Raw genomic sequence first — 19,248 nt, forward strand, 5'->3', positions numbered from 1 at the left:
AACCCCTTTCATTTACTATTATAAACATAAGAAAAGCTCTCCAGAAAACGATAGAGAGTAATGCTCATTGTCCCTTCGCCTGTGGACCAGCTTATGTTTTTAACTATGTATTGACTGGTTACGTAATTGTATCTGGGTGTATATTCAACTTTTGTATTGACCTCAAGCCAGGGGATTACCAGTGAAGTCAGCTGTATGGTGTCCTTCATGGCAGTGGACTGGTAGGTCAGGTATTGTGCCTGATTATAACAGGCGGCATCGTCACTTAGGGTATTGTAGTCCAGGGATTGGGGGATTTCGTAACCTAAGTTTGTTACCGAAAAAGGGCAGTCCTTGGATCTCTCAACGTATTTACCATAGCACTGAAATTGTCCTAGTAAGAAAAGCGCTCCCGGTATGGTATTTAAATTAGTAAGTCTTCGATAACGAAAGACATAGACAGTATCTTTTTTCAAAACGCCCGCTTTTAACAAATTACCATCCCCATCGTAAATAGGAATAGCGGGAGAAAATCCGTTTATAGTAAACATAGGGGCATCAGTATGATCTGCAGTAACTTTAAATGCAAGTTGTGTAAGATTATCAACATCCTGCCAAGAACTTAAGGAATCAAAATGTACATCATAAACCTGATTCTTATATGTTGAGGTATCCGCATACCGATCCTTCGACTCTAATTCAAGCACCTTTCCCCATACCTCAGTTACATTGTAAATCTCATCGAATTTCACATCGGTATCTTCGCTTATAATAAGATTTCCAAGCAGCGAGTCATTAATTGTAACTGGTTCATCCAGGCAGGTAGGTATCTTTCTCCAGACAAATGTTCCATCTGCATCAAAATAAAATTCCCAGGAATCATAAAGATCCCGAATCTTAGTCCAGATATCTGCGTAGGTTGATCCAGTCTCGAAAGTCAGGTCATAGGGAACTGGTTTTCTTATGTCTTCAATAATGTAGTTTTCAATTCCTGCCTCTTTTACAATTGCAAGGACAGAGGAACGAATATCCTCTCCGGCAGGAATGGTAATAGACTGGGACGCAAAAGCAGGCGGATTGTTAGAAGAACCATAGCCCGCAAGATGTCCGTTTAATGTTCCGTCATATAGAGCCATTAAATCAGCACAGGTGACAGAAAGTCTTTTTTCCTGTAAAGAAAAAGTATACTTCATGCTCACATAGCAAAAGATTCCAAGAAGATACCATGTGATTTCACCAGTGCGCAGCGATTTAATGCCATAGTAGATCCGAACCCGTTTGTCCATCCAAATTTTCTTATCCTTTCCAATGGCAAAGGAAGAATTTAATACAATTAAATCAAAGCTGTAACTCCTCCGTTGAATGGATTCATTATCCTGACTATAATTGTCTGAAATGATCTGGCCCTCCAAAGAGTCCAGAATTTTATAGGAGGAGTTAAGCAACTCTGCTTTCAGGAAGATCTCCTGTGTTCCCTGTTTTAAGAGGCTGATATCAGATTGTGTTACTTGATAATTCATGGGTTCACCTACCTGTCAATGTCAGCGTTAATAAAGCCGTTGTCGTATAAATCGCCGGGGTCATAAGCACTGCCGCATTCTGCAACACTGAACTTGGTAATTACGTGTTCATAATGGTCGGACTCTTCAGAAATATCACCGCTGGTGACGGCCATCATATAGATATTTCCAAGATAATCCTTCAGAATTTTGGGTTTGCCATTTGTGAGAAAATCGTAAATTCCATTTCTATATTCCCAGGAGGTGTGTGTCTGCCAGCCATCTTTTGTTGATTCAATAAAGGTACAGGAAACATCTCCCGCATAATAACGGACACGCCCGCCTTTTAATATCACTGGTTTTTCACGTCCCAATAGCTCAATCAGGCTTGTTTTTTGGGTCAGCTTCTTTTCAAAGCCTGTGTCCAGGATCATCGGGTAGGATATATCCTTTTCACAGATAAAGTAGGAGTCAAAGAATGATTCAATCCGATTTGTAATATAACTGTTTTCACCGCCTGAAATAACTGGTACATAGGCATATTCTACAGTGCCCACGGGTTCATAATAATCCATTAACTCAATTTTAAAATCATCATTAGAGGTAATGGATTTTTCATAAATGGTTTTGAATTTTTTATCGCCCTTAACTTTCTTTTTAATCCGTATAGATTCCACAATACTTTCCGTGAAACTGACGTTTCCACCATATAGGTTGTCCTGGAACAAAGCGTGTAATCGGGTATCAAATCCCCATATGGCAGGAATTTTAAAATCTGTTTCTGTCATAGGGGTCAGGTTTACTGTGGAGTAAATTTCGTCAAACACTGCATTTGCAATGGTTAAGTCAGTCACATCTGAAGAGGATGCAAAGGAGGAGGTCAAAGATTCTTTACTTGAAGCAAATGAACTACCTAAAAACATTGGATCACCGCCTTTCTGCCTGGTTCACCACACTGGCATTTATTTCATATGCATTGCCAATCCGGTTTAGGTGAAGTAAAAATTGTTGGTTTGTATCAGGGAAAGTTACATAGTTACTGAACAGAATATATTTGATTCCTGAAGTTTCTGCCTGGAGTTCAAAAAATGCTTTCTCTCCATTGGAATCAGATAAAGTACCTTCCCGGTAAAAAATGTTTACATTGGATTTCCCACTATCTGTAAAACGAATAATTCTTGCGTTACGGTCGGGCTTGTAAAAAAGAAACGCTTTGGTGAAATCACCTTTTACTTCAAAACCAATATCATAAGTGACTGAGTTGCCTCTTAAATCTGCAAACTCATGGTCAATATAGGTGACTTCCTTTTCCGGTATGCCAACGGTTGAAGTGATATTGCTTTTTATTTCAATGGCACCAAGCTCTGCTCGGTTATTTAACTCAAGCGGATTAAATATCTGGGCTTCTGTGTAGGATACGGTAAACAGAATGTAGCCGGTGTCTAATGTCATGTTATGGAGAGTCTTACCAGTAGCCCGTATGTAATATTGTTTTGCATTTTCAAGACCGGAAATCAGATAAGTAAGATTATCGGTTTTATACAGGTTACCAGAAGTCGAAAGTTCTGTTTTTTGATAGGTATAAAGGGTAATGGAATAATAATCTAAAAGTTCGTTCTCAGCTTGGTTATAGGTTAGCTCTGTCTGATAGGCTGATGTTTTTATAACATCTCCAGGTTTAATGGATAAGTGAAACTTGGGAGTCTGATAACAGTAAAAAGGGGTACCAATGTTTGAAAAGCTGGATTCTACTCCATCGACATCGATTACCGATAGATAGGCAATATAGTACCCCCCATTTTTTAAAGTTGAATCAGGCGGCAGAAGATAGCTCTGCTTCATGGTGCTTATGGTCTGGTCATATACTACGTCCCCTGTTGAATTATCCTTAATCAAACAGCGGACCTTAAATATCTGATTTCCCTGCCATGTAAAGTTGATATTAGTTCCTATGGAGGAATCAAAAGGTTCTATTGGGTGAATAATTGCATGCATATTAAACTCCTTTTCTTTGAATGCATATGCTGTATTTTATTTAAATTCCGACATCTGGATATATAAGGAATTCCAATCATTGCAGGGGGCGCATACCCACACAGCATCATTGAGATTAACCTGTGTATTGCATCGGGCTGTATAAGTTTTGTTTTTATAAGAAATAGTACATTTTCCATCTTTTGCAGCGCCGTTGACCAGTGCGCGAAATGTCCGGTCAAACTTAAGATTTTCCGATGCCGAGTTAATGAGATAATTCATATCTTCGGCTAGTTTTTTATAAACGTCCTGTAGATTTATTGGTATCACCATCCTTTCCTGATTTTACAGCATTAGCGCTTTCCGGTTTGCTGTATGATAGCACTTTTTAATCCTCCGTTAAGAATTCCTTTTGCCAGTTCGTTTGGATCACTGCATTCATTAATACGAATATCTCCAAATTCAAAATTTGTAATTGTCTGACCTGGTTTAGCACCAGCGTCAGTAATATATGAACCGGTTCCAGGAGTGAAATTCCAGGCATGCTCCAGATTGGATAAGAGCATATCCTGTTGTTCTGTGTTAAATACAGCCTCATTTTTGTGCAAAATAGAAGCAAATTCATCAGAGTCCAACGGCTTCAGACCTAAGAGTTTCATCTTGGTTTCTCTGGCAGATACAGAGGTTGCCCCGATCAGTCCTTTGGAAATTCCAGCTTTATGTGTATCACCAGGTCCACCACTTACATAATCGCCTCCCATATACGGTTCACCGCTTGATTGCCCGGAATTTTCATCATCATTATTGTCTGAAGATGACTCTAAGTTATCCCGTACATCTTTCAAAACGCTTAGCATGGAAGCAACATTATCTGTCAGCTGTTGCCAGCTTGAAGTATATTCTGATATGGTTCCGTAATTTTTGTTATACTGCTCCAATGATTTTAAGAGTTCAGAGGCGGAGTCTTGTATCCCCTGTCGGAATCCGGCTAGAATACTTGATCCATCTGGATTTGTACCCTTTATGGATGCGTAGTAATCATACAGATTTTGCAGATTTTCTGATGAGGACATCTTCTGGTTCAGCTGGGACAGTAAATTGTTAATTCCAGTTAATGCCTGATTGTAGGTTAATGTACCTTCTTTGTAGGCGGTTGTATAGTTTTCCAAAAGGGCATAAATTTTCTCTGTACTTTCAATCTGCTCTTTATAAGCACTAATCTGCCGTGTAATTCCGGTATAAAGTCCATTTATATTTTGGAAGAGGCTATCATCTTTCCCGGAGAGTATTTTATCCTTCCAGCCAGTGCCAAGAATTTCATCGGCTTTGGCATCATTTTGAGACTGTGTAATTTTTGCGTTAATCTCAGACCATTTATCCGATATTTTTTGTAGTGATTCTATTTGACTCTGATAGTTATCATTTAAACCATCCAAAGTCTCCTGAAGGGAATTAATCTGAGATTGAATTTCATTGGTCTCTATTTCAAATTTGGCATCCTGTACAGCTTCTTTAGCAGCCCGCAGCTTATCCGCATCCTGTTCATAGACAACTTCTCCGTTACGGATTACTTTCTCTGTTGCCTGCTGATTTGCTTTTTGCAGATCATAGAGAGATTGCTCGTATTTTTGCTGCAGTTTAAGTTTATCATTTTGTTTATTTAGTAAATCTAATTTATCCTGCAGTGATTTTTTAGATGCTTCATATTCTTCGTTTACCGCATCTTTTTGTTTGTTTATGGACGTTATTTGTTCATTGATAGCTCCGGTTACAGCATTGATCGCAGTATCATAATCGCTTCTCAAGGCTTCCAGGCCGTCAGAAATTTTTTGCAGATCAGAAGATGCAGCGGATAGTTTGTCTAAGGGCATTTTCAGCAGTTCTTCGTTCCATTTATGGAGATTTTGTACCATGGAAGACATTTCTGAATTCACGTTCTGCAGCTTGCTGTAAAGCTCATTCCAGTTGTCGGACCCTGCGTCATAATGGTTCATAGCCCTTTCAATTAAGTCTGCCTGTTCCCCCAACTGATCAGTGAGTGTCAGTCCGTTTGAAATAAGCTCCTGGTAATATCCGGAGTCCGCTTTTTTGCCGGAAGCTTCCATTTCGCCAAACCAGTTTTCCATTGCAGACTGAACATCCTTATACATATTGCCCACAGTTTCCAGGCGCTCAATTGGCAGCTTTAGGAGTTGGAAGTTATATTCTTCCTGCGCCTTTTTTAAGTCATACAAAGATGACTCGGATTTGTTTATTTCATCTTTCAGCTTGAGATAGGATTCTGAGTTTTCTGAATTCAGACCCTGGTTCAGTATGTCCTGTAATTCTTTTCGTTTATTGGCAAGAATTTCATTCGTAACAAGCTCTTCCTGACCGGATAAATGAATCAGCTTTTTATAGAGGGAAGAATCTACTACTTCGCCGGATGATTTAATGTAAGCAATTTGTTTTTCAATGAGGGAGCTGGAATTTCGAATCTGTTCATTCTCTGCCTCCAGTGCCGATGAACGATTTTCGTAGCTGGCCATAAAATCTTCGGTATAGGCTTTATTCAGATCGTTCACTTTATTTTTCGATATGGTAAGTTTGTCATAGGCAGAAATAGCGTTGTTAATTAGTTCTGCTTCTTTTCCGGAAAACTGTTCGACTGATAAACTTCCGTTTTCAATTTTATATCTATAATCAGGGTTTACAGCAGATACGGTATCTTCATACTGCTTTTGGTATTGCGCTGTAATTTCCTTTTGCCTTTCCAGCGAGAGCTTGTCTGCATCAACCAGCTGATCAAGAAGACTTTGTCTGGAAGCGGACCAGGTTCCACCCTGTATGGTTTTATAGAATTCCTCCATGGACAAACCGGACTTCTCAGCCATTTCCTTCAGCTCATTTAGCTGCTCGATGGAAGGTGTGGTTGTAGAATTAAGTATATCCTTCGCGTGGTTGAAATCTTGCTGGGAAACACCAAGGTAGTCAATATTGCTGTCTGATGCCGCATCTTTTAATCGGCTTCGGGCCTCGTCCAGAAGTTTTTCTTCTCGTTCGATCCAGTTGATTTCCTGGGTTGATTGTGATGTTGAGTTTGGGCTAAAACTGGAGTTGGAATTTGGGCTGGTAGGTTTATTCAGAGGAGTTGTTTTTGGTATTTCAGGAACAATTATCTGTGCACCTGCAGCATCATCCAGTTTCTTTATATTTTCGTTATATTTAGAAACCTCTTTATCAAGAGTCTGCCCCTGTATTTTCGAGTATTTTTTCCTCGTCTCCTCTTTAACAGAGATTGTATTATCTTTATTTACGGAGATATATGTATCAAATAACTCATCAGGTGTAGGTGCGCCGTCACCAGTGCCTCCTAAAATATTTGATAATTTATTCTTAAAGCCAGTGTTAATTCCAGACTTTGCCCGAACCAGATTATTCCAGTTTTTTAAATCATCACCGTAGGCAATTGCAAGATCCTCAAACAAGCGTTGATTACGATCTCGTACAGTAGAGAAGAAGTTTTCATCAAATTGCAGTTTATAGACAATGTTTAAACGATAAGCCTCCGCATCATTGTTATAGCACTCCTCCAGTTGTTCCATTAGTTCGTCATAATTTAAAGCTCCTTGGCTGTATTCAAGAACAGCAGCTGATAGCTGAGGAAACTTTTTTGAAATGGCATTTAGACTGCTGCTTCCAACTTCCTGGGTCTCGGCAAATTGCTGTTTGACGGCTCCAATTAGCTGAGCAGTATTTTCCATACCTGATGTTAAATCCGAACTTGTTACATAGTCTTTGGAGAAATCTTTTAAGCCATTAACAGCATTTTCTGCGCTGACTCCGGTTTCTTTCATAATTTTATTCAATTCAGTAAATGAAGAAATGGAGTTTTTATTCAGGTCACCCGAATTTAAGAAGTTTATATACTCTTCAAGTTTTACGGCACTTAGTTCAGATAATGCACTATTAAAATTTTCATTTTTTTGTTTTCCTATCTCTTCTTCAAATTCTAAGTTAAATGCGGAGATAAAATCTTCTGGTGACATATCGCTTTTTACTAATAAATCGGTTTTAATATCTGTTGTGGTAAGCCCGCCATTGGCTGCTTGTTTTATCAATTCATCAATTTGATTTTTATCAACATCTAAATCAAGACTTACCTTTAATGGAACTGCAGGTTCAGATGACCCGAATTCTAGAGCGAAATCATCCAGCCCGTGTTGGGCCTGATCTATTAAGTCTTTATTTTTAACTGGGTCAAGACTGGACAGGTTTTGTTGTATTTCAGGCACAGAATCTTTTATATTACTTTTAAGTTTATTTAACTGTGCTTCAATGTCGGATTTTTCCATTTGAAGGGAACCCAGTTTTTTATTATCATCAAAAGTTTTCTTTTCTTTATTTTCAAGCTGTGATTTTTGGTTTACTACGTCTTCATACAAGTGTTTTAATTCCTGATAATCTGCAAGTTCATCCTTTAGCCTGTCTAAAGGAGTTGAATGTTTAGTCCTCATATTTGGTGATTCGTAAGATTCCGTATCATCAAAATATCGATCATCCATCCCTTTGAACTTCTTATAACCCTGTGTAGATTTAAAATAATCTTCTGATTTGTCATTTGCGTCATCTGCCGCGATATTTTCAAGAGCACTCTTTATTTTGAGCTGATCTTTTAACCCTTCGTTAGCTGCTGTCAGATTTTTTAATTCATTCTGCTCTACAAGAGTAAGACTGTCTTTGGATTTTAGTTCATTAATTCGCTGGGCTGTAGTTTGTAGCTTGTTATTAAGACCATCAACCTCAGCTTTAATGTCTGCCAGTTTCTGTTGGGCATTGGCAGCAGCTTCTGCAGCGATGTCTGTCTGGTGCTGCTGATCGTATATGGCTTTTCCAAGGGCTTCAATTCCCATTGTAACTAATTGCATTCCAATGGCGGAAACTGTTGAAAATGCAAGATTTAACAAAATAGTTTTTTTTCTCAAAAGGTCTGTCTGTACTTCGGCTTTATTTAAATATTTTTGATATCCTGCCAATGAGGCGGGCGCCTTTTTCGTACATGTTCCAAGGTAGTATCTTAAATTTTCATGATTTTTCGCAATGGAAGCAGATAGGGAATCAAAGCCGTACTCCCCTTTGATTAGCTGTTCTTCCAGCTCATCAACCGATTTTGATATATCCTTAAAATCCGATGCAGAACTCATTAATCCCTTTAAATCAAAGGCTTTGGGTGCTGATTTAGTTTCGTTAACAGGGGTATTGTCATTCTTAGCCGTGACCTTTAAATCTACAGTTGCAGCTAAGGCCGGAGAAGAACTGATTTCTGCAATCTTTTGAGGAATTTGATTTAAATACTCAAAAAGGGTTTCAACACTTAAAATGGTCTCAAATAAAAAAGTGCTGCCACTACTTAAATCCGGGTTCATTAGGGAGTGGACAAAGCCGTCCCATGCATTTTGCATGGAGACCAGTCGATTTCCCCAGGAAATGGTGCTCTTTTCAAAAAGGCTGTCCATTGTTTGAAACACCTGTATCAGCTGATCTTCCTGGCCGGATATGGAAACCTGACTGTTTTTTAAAACCTCAAGAACCCCTTCTAAGTATTCCTTAATACTTTTACCATAGGTACCGGCCGCCTGAAGAGATGCTTCACTTAACTTTTGGACATCATTCGAAGCAATACCACTAAGATCAGATATTTCATTAAATAATAAAGAGATTTCCCGGGAGGTTTTCACTGCCTGTCTGAATTTCACAATTCCAGACACAACCAGTTCCAGCGAAGCCGTAACCAGAGATAAATTCTTCTGAACATTACTGAGATCCATATGAATTTGATCTTGTTTCATTTCTAATTTTGGTAAGGTTACATAACGCTCCAATGTGTCCGTAACATTTTGAGCCATTTTTCTTGCTGCAAGTTTAATTCCCAGATTGTTGATTTTTATATCTTTGAGCGAAACCTTCCGCAGTGAATCATTTATTTCTTTGTTGATGCTGCGGACGTCAACGGTAGTTTTCAATTTAAATGCTTTTACATTGTTTTCCAAATCCTGTATGGAAGCGTTTATGCTATTTTTACTTTCGCCCTTAGAAAGAGCTGCTATCAGGCGAAGTTGACTGATGGTCTTTTCTAATGCTTTAATATCCTGATTGATTTGCTTTGTACTTTTTTCTTTTTCCAAAGCTGCGGTTAGTTTAATCATAGAATCATTGTCTGCCATATGTTATCCTCTTAATAGGTAGGTGGGAGATTAGGGGTTACTCACATATCAGATACATTTATTTTTCTGCCAGCGTTTATAAACCAGTTCGCTTTTCGCCTTATGAAACCAGGCAACGATTTTTCCTTCCTGCTTTTCTGATTCCCAGATAAATTCCGGCTGCAGGCCGTTGGAACAGTAAAATATAATTTGCCGCAGGGAAGATATGGGAATAAGAGAATCTTCACCGTATACGGACTTTGCTTCTTCCAAAGAATAAAATTTCAAAATACATTCTCCTTTTTAACAAGAAAATAAAAAAACAGGGAATAACGATTGTATGGTACGTCGTTATTCCCTGAGTGTTATATTTAACACAAACTACAATCGTTTACATTCAAAACTTATGCCTCAGCCTCTGCGTACTCAACCATGTCGGCTACATTTCCATCCTTATCTTCCAGGCATGCAAATTCAATCTTAACAGTTGCAGCATCTCCGCTGGAAGAAAAGCTTAAATCCAATGCCTTTTTGGGCTTGCATTTGTAAGCAGTAATCACATAAGGAGTAATTACTCCGTTTTCATCCTTTTCTACGGTTTTCATGGTGATGTAATAGTCCTGAGGGTTTTTCTTGTTATTAAAGCTGATTTTCTGAACTCCGGATTCCTTCACGGTTAGATAGCCAACTTCATAAGACTGACCAACTACCAGTTCAGCTGGCGTTGCTGCTGTAAATTTAGTCTCCTCTGCAACACCCTTAATAGATTTACCACTAAAGTCGCCTTCTCCATAAACAAATACAGAAGTGGATTTTACCCCTGATGGGAGAGAAAGTTCGCCGGCAACTGTGCAGGCAATGGTTTTCTTTTCTGCAACTACTGCAGTGGTATCAATGGTGCCATCAGATAATAAAGCATAGAGTTTAAATGGTTTTACCTGCGCCTCTACAGTCATGGTTCCATCCATAGGATTTGAGAATGCGATTTTCTTAGCACCCTTGCTTGTGGCGTATGTTTCATCAGCTGTGAAACCAAAGGTAGTTACATTGGCATCCTCAAAGAAAAGATAAGGAGCCAGTGTTTTCAAAACGCGGATATCCACGTCGCAGCAAGTTCTGTTAGCTTTGTTAATGTTTGTCATTTTAAATTCCTCCTGATTTTTAAATTATAAAAAAAGACCAGCGTTTTGCAGGTCTAATTTTCCTTAAATAAATTTTTGTACCACTGGGATGCGTCAAACTGCTTCTTTTCATCCCCCCAGGCAGCAACTGTCATGGATTGTATATCGTAGAAACTGTTGACTTGAAGCCGTTTAAACTGGTCATATAGCTGATAGACTGTAATGCCCCATATATTATTAATATTAAGTGAGGGATGCCTGGCAGAAACTGCCGAAATAATATTGGGCAGATCCATATTTTTATCTGTCTTAATTCCTGATCTGTTATTTTTCTGAGCCTGCAATGCCCGATAGTAAAGGGTTTTGGCCAGTTCATTTTTAAATACAGGTTTCTCTGTCTCTGATTCTTTAGTTGAGACTCCATTTCTTTGAAGAATTAAATCTGCTATTTCTGGGTAGGCGGCTTTGGAAATAAAGCAGACTGAGCTTTCCCCATCTTCCTGATAAAAACCTTGCTTTTCCGGAGAGTAAGTAAGGCGGAAACCTGAGAAAAAGGATAACGCCTGTTCCAGACTGAAGACAAGAATCGGATCAAAAATAATAATATCCAAAAGCTGCAACGAATCTTTTTCATCCTCTGGAAATGATTCATACTGCGTACGCATTCTTCTAAAAGCCTGTTTTTCTTTTTCAGAGTAATTAGAAAAGTAATGGAACTGTTCATGATCAATTCCGTAAAAATATGATTCTTTATCCAGCATCAGGGCTGCCAAATAGGATTGATATACAGGAAATGTAATTTCTGATACTTCTTTCAGCAGTGGAGACCGAATATGTAGGCCGTTTTGCAGAATCAAAGGGTCCGTGCCCAGTAGCGTTCCATAATCCAGCTTCATTGGATTACCTCCTTTCGTAGATTCAAATTGTATGCAAACGGCAGTCTGACAGCTTAAAGCTATCAGACCACCGGTAACAAGGAGTGTATGAGAAAGGGAATTTCAATTATTACCTTTCCATATTAGTAAAATTACAATCGAACATACGTTTGCATTTTACCTTGTATTATCAGGGTTCTCAAGTCCCTTATGATAATACCGGGTTGAAATGAACCCAGTCTACACAGTTGTTTTATTACGGTAACGCCTCATTTTCAACTTCTGAAGTTCTTTACGGTGAGAGGTCTTACATAAATCGCACCTGCAGTCTCTGCTGGCCGCTTCTGCGTTAAAATGCTTTCCACAGTCTATACAGGTGATACTCTTTATTCCTAATGGAGTATAATAAGGATTCTTCTTTACACAATCTTTGCAGTATTTCTTATTAACAGATGTTTTACGGACTAAGATACCACATCCGGAACATCTTATATAATCCTCACCTTTATAAAGCCGCCACTCATAACCCAGCTTACGGTAATCAGTAATGTAGAGCCTCTTCTCAGCTTCATTATTAACAAATAACACCTTTATGCTCAGGTTGTCGATCTTGTTAGCAAAATCAATCAGGCCAGCTTCTTTCAGCTTGTGAAAGCGAATGTCTTTTTCATAAGAATTAGTAGTAATACAGGCAAGTCTGTAAATTTCACTGTCCGGATTATTTACCCAGTTTTGATTGTTTTTATTTCTATAATTATGATACTTTGCCAGACATAAGAGGGTAAATGCAAGACGTTCCAAAACCTTATCTTTGATCTGACTTATAACATCGAGTTCATTAGAAGTAATCCAGACTCCGTCACATTGGCATAGAGGATACTTTAGGGCTCGCTCTGCACAGGTTTCTATAATGCTTGTCCAGTCCACAGGATTATATCTTGGATAATGCTGCTTCATAAAATCCTGAAGCTGCTCAATCAGTTTATCACCATTGCAGTCCCAGATATGATAATAATAGCGGGCCAGAAGGCTAAGGGTCTGATAGGGCTTTGAAAAATCAATCTGATCAGATGTAAGTAATTGTTCTGCATAATTTTTTTCATTTAAAATAATCAAAGTAACTCATCCTCTCCTAATTTTTTTTCTTTTATAATGAATGATTCTCCTCCAAATTTAAATTCTCCCTCTGTTTCTGTCAGTACAGGAAAATGTATGGTGTTATTATTTTTTATAAGAAGATTTTGTATAATGGTATCTCCGCAGACATCCCACACAAACTGCTTCGATTTATTGGTGGTGTAGCACATATCCAAAAGAATTTCACATAATTCCAGAGCATTAGGGCAAATGGATTCACAGGCGGAACGAAATTTCATCATCATCATAGCCCGGTTTGCAGCGGTCTCTTCTTTATCCAAACGCTGGGTTTTAGCAGTCTGCTGATAGAGCTTCAAAGTCTCATCATATTCTTTTTTTATAGTTTCTATTTTTTTATAATCACTTTTCTGATAGTTAATATCACATTTTAAAATGGTGTAGTCAAATGCGGTATCATTTTTTTGGTCAGTGAGAAATTGACCAAATTCATCTTCAAATAAATGGCAGATCCGATTGATAGTACAGAGATTGTTTCCGGTTGGCATAAATTTTTGATGGTATTCCAGAAATTCTGCCTGCTGGAGTGTATAATTCGGAATCTGTTCAAGATCCTTAAGAGGCATTTGGAAACGCCGAATACATTTCTTATTGCTGTCAGTGGTGTACTTTTTATAATCCTTCATAAGGTCAGGGTATATGTATCTCATAAAATAAGGTTTTTTTTCAGCTACTATGTGAGAGCAAAGTTTTTTAAATTCCTTTTCTTCTTCTGTTGTTTCAGGCAGCTGGCCGCAGGCAGCTTTATCGTACCAGTACCTGGGCATTGGCTTTGAAAGGATTCCCTTGGCCTTATCTATTGAATTTTGCTGGTAATGCTGCCCGCACATAATTCTGTATTCAAGTATCCGATATTCCTGGCTATCCCGTTTAAAGCTGGACTGAAGTTCAATCATAGAGGTGATTTTATTGGTTGTAGAGCCAATTTCATCACCAAAGGATAAAATATTTGCTTTGACAAGATGGGATTCGTCTGGAACAATCTTTTCAGCCTGCCGTTGAACGCATTTAATAGTAGGAACGTTTCTGGTATTTTTCAAAATGATTTCGTTATCGGTTGTAAAAAAACTGTCACTGTCTTTATCCGCTCCGTTTAAAGCATCGCAGGTGGAATCCCAGGAATTAAGTATCATTCCGGTCTGATTGTACTGATACCAGTAATCCATTTCCTGGCTGTGAACCACAGACTGCTTCCGAATGTTGTTGTGACAGGTCATAGGAGCGCGAAAGCATGCAATTTCTTTTACATTTTTTGATATCCAGTATCTGTGATATACCTCTCCTGGTTTTAACAGGCCGGTAACAGGAAGGCCAAAGATTGACTGAGCCAGAGAGTAAAGGTCTCCAGATACAATGGCATAATTACCGGAAAGCTGAATGGATCCTTTTGCGGCCATCTGAATCCTTTTCTTTATCATCCCATAAACCTTACCCAGTATAAATGGATCATTCATCATCCGGGAATCAATCATGAGTGCCTTAATAAAATCATTGTTCAGGCACTCCATTTGATCCTCTTTCAAATACATTCCTTTTAAGAAAACAAGAGTTTTCCCCCAGTCCATGCATAGGGCACCTTTCAGCTCCTCCATAGTAGGTTCACAAAGTTGGATTAACTCTTCCTCTGTAAATTCATAGGTTTGAAGAAACTGATAATTTGCATTTCTAACATGTTCCAGCTTAAGAGGTGTAGTCTTTGATACGGAAAACTGATAATGGTTTTTCCTGGAGCAGCAAAGAAAATGCTCCAGACTTTTATAGGAGTCCCAGAGTTTTACCATTGAAGTGGTAAGTATGACATCAAAATCCCGGACATCCCGAAGTGTCCCCCAGGCATCCGTAATCATAAAATTTCCGTGGTTGATTTTACGGGCAAAATCTACATAATCAAATGTAAAAAGCATCCCTTTTGTCCATGCAAAGCGTGTATTGATGCCTGTGATGGTCTTATTTTCTGCTAAATCTCCATGGAGCTCTTTATTAACGAGCCTGGAATATTCCGGAGTCATAAGACCGTATCCGTCAGAATCACAATAGTTGATTTCATAATCTTTTTCATGAGTCATTTCTGGCTCCGCGCCATCCTTATCCTGTATAAGGATGACATCTTCCTTCCAGGACACATTACAGTCTTTTACAATTACAATGCGCGGCATGGAGACGGGAATGGAGCCACTGCAGATCAAAGCCTGATAGGCTTCCAGCTTGGCCGGTATCAGCTTTTTGTTTAAATCTCTGTCATTGTCCATACGATTTTTAATTTCATTGTAAATACGCTCACTTACATAAGTTATTGTAGACTTTTTTACACCACCGTTAGTACCCAGTAGTCTTCGGTACCTGGTGCCATTTACTGAAAATCCTTTGTTTGCTCTGTAATAATCCTTGCTTGAATTCATAATCAGATAAAGGCAGTCTTTCTGATGTTGGAGATTGTATAACTTCTTGTATAATTCTTTTATCTGTTTTTTAGCTTCTTCACATCTTTCCAATTTTTTTAGTATATTTAATTTCTGTTTAATAGAAATAACCTTGCTGTCTATATCCTCGTTGCCATTTAACTCCATAATCCAGCGCAGCAGCTGGCTGTCTCCTGTGGCTACCACATCATTTTTATTATTAAGTGCAACGGAAAGCGGAAGTGTTAAGTTCCAGTCTGCATTAGCAAGGCGTTTGCTTTGCAGTTTATATATATATTTGTGACAGGATTGTTCTCTGACCAATTGTTTTTTCCCCCTTATTATTTCGTTTTAAGTATTATTTTTGTTCTGCATCTTTGCTTTTTCTGACTGAACTTTACGTTCTTCCGGCGTATATGGGGGTATATGGCGCTGATTTGTACGTTCGGTGCAGAAATCTCGAATACTGAGCTCACCTGCATAGACTCTGTGAAATTCTTCCCTTGTTGGTATGGTTGGTTTATTAAATGATTTCATATAGATTGGTTCTCCTTTTTGTTTTTTATCTTTTGGCAGTTTGCCGGTCAGATATTTTTAAAATAGGAGAGAAGAAATAAAGGAAGTAAAATGAGAAGTTTTTGAAAGGGGTATATTTGGTTGTAGTTTATTTTGTGGTGTGGACAAATAATAACACGATGTAGACAAAATGTCAACTACTGATTTTAATGGTTTTATATTATTAACTCTTGACTTCATAGGTTATCAGTGTTATCATGGCAACAGAACATGCGTTCGAAAGAGAGAGAGAGGGAATAGGGGAAGAATAAAACCATATTTTGGGAAGATAGTATAATTTATTTATACGTGGTATATTTTATAGGTTAGGTTGTGGGGAAATTACTTTATAGAAAAATTGATAATAGCATATAAAAACAGCAGAAAATATCATGCAATATGCCTTCTTACTGATTAAACTAGACTCAGAACAGGAGGAATAATAATATGATTCATGTAACAGCTTATACTGTAAACCTGGAAGGTAATAATTATGAAGTAGGTTACCAAGCCGGAAAGTTTATGGGGGAGAATTCCCAACTGAGATCAATTCATACCCAATCGGTGGAAGGATTTGGAGCAGGAGATTTTAAAGAGGCACAGACATTGTTCAGCCGATGGTGTCCGGGACTGAATGAGGAAATCCAGGGATTTGCGGATGCGTTGCAGGTCAAGGCAGAGCAGATATATTTCTATGGAATGACTTATCTGTTACCCCGTTGCAGCCAGGTTGCACTTTTACCATCTATGACGGCAGAACAAAAGCCTCTTCTTGCCCGGAACTATGAATTTAATCATGAGGCAGAGGATTTTTGTCTTGTAAAAACTAATATTACAGGAAAGTTTGCCCATATTGGCACCAGCGTACTGTTTTTTGGGCGGGATGATGGTATTAATGAGCATGGACTTGCGGTGACCATGAGTTCCTGTGGATTTCCAGTAGGGGCGATGCCTTATATGCGGGAGCCAAAGATGAAAGGTCTACAATTCTGGGCAGTCATTCGGGCTTTATTGGAGAACTGTAAAGATGTAAGGGAAGGCCTTGAGTATATTCGTGATATGCCAATTGCATATAACCTGAATTTAATACTCCTTGACCAGGCTGGCAACGCAGCTTTGGTAGAAACCATGGATGGAAGATTATCCTATAAAAAACTGGATTCCACTTCGCCACAACAGTTTTTACATGCCACTAATCATCCGGTCTTACCGGAATTAATTCCTTATGAACCCAAAGCATTTGTCCATTCTTTGAAACGCTACGATTACATTACAGGAACCTTGACCGACGCCAGTAAAGTTACCAGAGACCAGTTGAAGCATATGCTTTTGTCAAAATATCCTGAGGGATTGTGTACCCATTATTACGAAGAGTTTTTTGGCACTACGAAGAGCATGATTCTGTCTCCGGCAGATAAATCAATCGATATCTGTTGGGGCGGCAGAGAAGAGAATAGTTGGGAACGTTATAAAGTGGTCGATACCATGAAAGAAACAGCCAGGGAAATTGGATTGAATTTGGAAAACGCCGATCCGGATATTTATACATACCGGCCGCTTCTATAAAAAGGAGAGATTTATTATGGATTACCGGAAGTCGCTGGAACAGGCAGTGATTTATATCGAAGCCAACTTAAGAGAAAACATTCGTGTAGAAGAAGTGGCCAGGGCTGCCGGTTATTCCTACTATCATCTCAATCGTCAATTCTATTCCCTTCTTGGTGAAACCATAGGAAGCTATATAAAAAAACGTCGCCTTGCCGATGGGGCAAAGCGGCTGCTCTATACAGATGAGAGAATTATTGATATTGCAATTGACAGTGGATTTGAGTCATCAGAAGCATTCAGCAGGGCATTTAAAGCAGTATATCGGGTGAGTCCTCAGTTGTACCGTATCAATCGATTGGATGCTTATGTTGGAGCAAAAGAACGATTGGATCAGGGACTTTTACAGCATCTAATATCTAACGTAACGGTTCATCCCAAAATTGTGACCATGCCAGAGATAAAAGTGGCAGGAATACGGGGCAAAACCACACTCTCTGATATAAAGCTAAGAGATCTTTGGAAAAATGCAAACAGTATGCGTAGCCACATACCCAATCTGGTGAAGGGAGGCAGAGGTTTTGGTATTTGTGAAGCCTGCAATGAAAATACTTTGTATACCATGAATGATTTTGTTCTATTTACTGAAGTGGCGGGTTTTGAAGTGGATACATTGGAGGACCTTCCACCACAATTTGTAAAAAAAGTTCTGCCTGCAGGGAGGTGTGCTGTTTTCACTCACAGGGGAAGTTTAAGAATGCTTCCTCAGACCTTTGAATATATTTGGGGAACCTGGTTTCTGGAAACAGAAGAGGAATTGGATTCGCGGGAAGATTTTGAACTCTACGATAATCGGTTTCTGGGCTACGATCATCCTGAGTCCGAAGTAGATTTATATATTCCCATTCGATAATCCATGGAATTAGCGAGATAGAGGTGGCTTACTTGCAAAATCCCCCCGACTCCCTTATGATAATAGATACATAACTATTAATTTATTTGGGATAAGAAAGGTAATATTATGTTTACAAAACAAAGCCTGAAACAGAATTTAAAAGAAATGGGAATTCAGCCTGATGACACATTATTGGTGCATTCATCCATGAAAGCAATCGGAGAGGTTGAAGGTGGAGCAGATACTGTACTGGATGCATTCATGGAGTATTTATCTGAAGGTCTTCTAATACTGCCAACTCATACATGGTATACCATGTCGGAATATCATAATGTATATGATCCACGGATAGAGCGGGCTTGTGTAGGGATTTTACCCAATCTTTTCATGAAACGGAAAGGTGTTCTTCGTTCGCTCCATCCCACCCATAGCTTAGCGGTGTACGGAAGGGACAGCGAAGCCTTTATTGAAGGGGAAGAGAATCGTACAACCCCCTGCCAGCCAGGCGGAAGCTATGACCGCTTAATGGAAAGAGGAGGCAAGATTCTGCTTCTCGGTGTGGGACATGAGAGAAACACCTTTATCCACTGTGTGGAAGAGCATTTAGATGTGCCTGACCGTCTTACTAAGGAGCCCACATATTTTAAGATAGTGATGCCCGACAGTCAGATAAAACCTTGCTTTATGCACCGGCATGAAAATTCTGTTACAGACCATATCTCAGAAAATTATAAAAAGCTGGAGCAGGCTTTCTATGACAGACATGCAGCAGTACAGGCTGCATTTGGCAATGCCGCCTGCATTCTGTGTGACACGAAAGCAATTTTTGAAGTGACGAAAGACGTCCTGTCCCACCAGATCAATTGCCTGATTGAATTGGAGACCATTCCGAAAGAGTGGTGGCAGAAATAATAAGGCAGATTCTGGGTATGACTTGCATTTGTACCTAATTTGTGCTATAGTATCACCCGTAATAAGGCCGTGGAACCCTTTTTTTACAGGGGATTTCACAAAAAAAGACCGGTGTGTTCGAGACCTTCCACACCTAAAACAAAACTAAAGGAGAATT

General features: G+C 39.0%; 14 protein-coding genes. 3 read left to right on the top strand and 11 right to left on the bottom strand.

The genetic code is table 11. From position 1 onward, the window contains the following. Nucleotides 1–8: 8 nt before the first annotated feature. From ACOAOT_RS21735 to ACOAOT_RS21785, 11 genes are all read right to left on the bottom strand, one after another. Entirely contained in the window at nucleotides 9–1,499 is a 1,491-nt protein-coding gene (locus ACOAOT_RS21735; protein WP_420218856.1) for a DUF5048 domain-containing protein, read from the bottom strand. Between the two features lie 8 nt (nucleotides 1,500–1,507). Further along, the gene (locus ACOAOT_RS21740) at nucleotides 1,508–2,401 is read right to left on the bottom strand and encodes a hypothetical protein (protein WP_420218857.1); all 894 of its coding nucleotides are present in this window, start codon (nucleotides 2,399–2,401) and stop codon (nucleotides 1,508–1,510) included. Nucleotides 2,402–2,405: 4 nt separating this feature from the next. Beyond that, nucleotides 2,406–3,473: a hypothetical protein gene (locus tag ACOAOT_RS21745; RefSeq protein WP_420218858.1), complete on the bottom strand. Its 1,068-nt coding sequence runs from the start codon at nucleotides 3,471–3,473 to the stop codon at nucleotides 2,406–2,408. Between the two features lie 36 nt (nucleotides 3,474–3,509). Continuing rightward, nucleotides 3,510–3,785 carry a hypothetical protein gene (locus ACOAOT_RS21750; RefSeq protein ID WP_420218859.1) on the bottom strand — a complete coding sequence of 92 codons (276 nt, stop codon included), beginning with the start codon at nucleotides 3,783–3,785 and terminating at the stop codon, nucleotides 3,510–3,512. A 20-nt stretch (nucleotides 3,786–3,805) separates the two neighbouring features. Continuing rightward, a complete protein-coding gene (locus ACOAOT_RS21755) occupies nucleotides 3,806–9,655 on the bottom strand; it encodes a hypothetical protein (RefSeq protein WP_420218860.1) in 5,850 nt (1,949 codons plus the stop codon). Nucleotides 9,656–9,703: 48 nt separating this feature from the next. Further along, nucleotides 9,704–9,922: a hypothetical protein gene (locus ACOAOT_RS21760; RefSeq protein WP_420218861.1), complete on the bottom strand. Its 219-nt coding sequence runs from the start codon at nucleotides 9,920–9,922 to the stop codon at nucleotides 9,704–9,706. A 116-nt stretch (nucleotides 9,923–10,038) separates the two neighbouring features. Further along, a complete protein-coding gene (locus ACOAOT_RS21765) occupies nucleotides 10,039–10,776 on the bottom strand; it encodes a YomU family phage tail tube protein (RefSeq protein WP_420218862.1) in 738 nt (245 codons plus the stop codon). 53 nt (nucleotides 10,777–10,829) lie between these two features. Beyond that, complete coding sequence (locus ACOAOT_RS21770) at nucleotides 10,830–11,651, bottom strand: hypothetical protein (protein ID WP_420218863.1); 822 nt, start codon at nucleotides 11,649–11,651, stop codon at nucleotides 10,830–10,832. Between the two features lie 219 nt (nucleotides 11,652–11,870). Then, a complete protein-coding gene (locus ACOAOT_RS21775) occupies nucleotides 11,871–12,746 on the bottom strand; it encodes a hypothetical protein (RefSeq protein WP_420218864.1) in 876 nt (291 codons plus the stop codon). Beyond that, nucleotides 12,743–15,508 carry a hypothetical protein gene (locus ACOAOT_RS21780; RefSeq protein WP_420218865.1) on the bottom strand — a complete coding sequence of 922 codons (2,766 nt, stop codon included), beginning with the start codon at nucleotides 15,506–15,508 and terminating at the stop codon, nucleotides 12,743–12,745. The genes ACOAOT_RS21775 and ACOAOT_RS21780 overlap by 4 nt, the downstream gene beginning before the upstream one ends. Before the next feature lie 27 nt (nucleotides 15,509–15,535). After that, nucleotides 15,536–15,721, bottom strand: coding sequence for a hypothetical protein (locus ACOAOT_RS21785; protein WP_420218866.1), 186 nt, complete (start codon nucleotides 15,719–15,721; stop codon nucleotides 15,536–15,538). Between the two features lie 465 nt (nucleotides 15,722–16,186). Between ACOAOT_RS21785 and ACOAOT_RS21790 the strand changes: the two genes are divergently transcribed. From ACOAOT_RS21790 to ACOAOT_RS21800, 3 genes are all read left to right on the top strand, one after another. Continuing rightward, on the top strand, nucleotides 16,187–17,305 hold the full coding sequence (locus tag ACOAOT_RS21790) for a C45 family autoproteolytic acyltransferase/hydrolase (RefSeq protein WP_420218867.1): 1,119 nt from the start codon (nucleotides 16,187–16,189) through the stop codon (nucleotides 17,303–17,305). Nucleotides 17,306–17,321: 16 nt separating this feature from the next. Then, on the top strand, nucleotides 17,322–18,197 hold the full coding sequence (locus ACOAOT_RS21795; protein ID WP_420218868.1) for an AraC family transcriptional regulator: 876 nt from the start codon (nucleotides 17,322–17,324) through the stop codon (nucleotides 18,195–18,197). A 108-nt stretch (nucleotides 18,198–18,305) separates the two neighbouring features. Next, on the top strand, nucleotides 18,306–19,091 hold the full coding sequence (locus ACOAOT_RS21800; RefSeq protein ID WP_420218869.1) for an AAC(3) family N-acetyltransferase: 786 nt from the start codon (nucleotides 18,306–18,308) through the stop codon (nucleotides 19,089–19,091). Nucleotides 19,092–19,248: the final 157 nt, after the last annotated feature.

The organism is Lacrimispora struthionigena (genome assembly GCF_048627165.1).
Classification (GTDB): Bacteria; Bacillota; Clostridia; order Lachnospirales; family Lachnospiraceae; genus Lacrimispora.

What these genes read in the sequence shown, in the direction of transcription:
- ACOAOT_RS21735 (WP_420218856.1), bottom strand. Translation starts at nt 1,499, where the DNA reads ATGAATTATCAAGTAACACAATCTGATATCAGCCTCTTAAAACAGGGA.
- ACOAOT_RS21740 (WP_420218857.1), bottom strand. Translation starts at nt 2,401, where the DNA reads ATGTTTTTAGGTAGTTCATTTGCTTCAAGTAAAGAATCTTTGACCTCC.
- ACOAOT_RS21745 (WP_420218858.1), bottom strand. Translation starts at nt 3,473, where the DNA reads ATGCATGCAATTATTCACCCAATAGAACCTTTTGATTCCTCCATAGGA.
- ACOAOT_RS21750 (WP_420218859.1), bottom strand. Translation starts at nt 3,785, where the DNA reads ATGGTGATACCAATAAATCTACAGGACGTTTATAAAAAACTAGCCGAA.
- ACOAOT_RS21755 (WP_420218860.1), bottom strand. Translation starts at nt 9,655, where the DNA reads ATGGCAGACAATGATTCTATGATTAAACTAACCGCAGCTTTGGAAAAA.
- ACOAOT_RS21765 (WP_420218862.1), bottom strand. Translation starts at nt 10,776, where the DNA reads ATGACAAACATTAACAAAGCTAACAGAACTTGCTGCGACGTGGATATC.
- ACOAOT_RS21770 (WP_420218863.1), bottom strand. Translation starts at nt 11,651, where the DNA reads ATGAAGCTGGATTATGGAACGCTACTGGGCACGGACCCTTTGATTCTG.
- ACOAOT_RS21785 (WP_420218866.1), bottom strand. Translation starts at nt 15,721, where the DNA reads ATGAAATCATTTAATAAACCAACCATACCAACAAGGGAAGAATTTCAC.
- ACOAOT_RS21790 (WP_420218867.1), top strand. Translation starts at nt 16,187, where the DNA reads ATGATTCATGTAACAGCTTATACTGTAAACCTGGAAGGTAATAATTAT.
- ACOAOT_RS21795 (WP_420218868.1), top strand. Translation starts at nt 17,322, where the DNA reads ATGGATTACCGGAAGTCGCTGGAACAGGCAGTGATTTATATCGAAGCC.
- ACOAOT_RS21800 (WP_420218869.1), top strand. Translation starts at nt 18,306, where the DNA reads ATGTTTACAAAACAAAGCCTGAAACAGAATTTAAAAGAAATGGGAATT.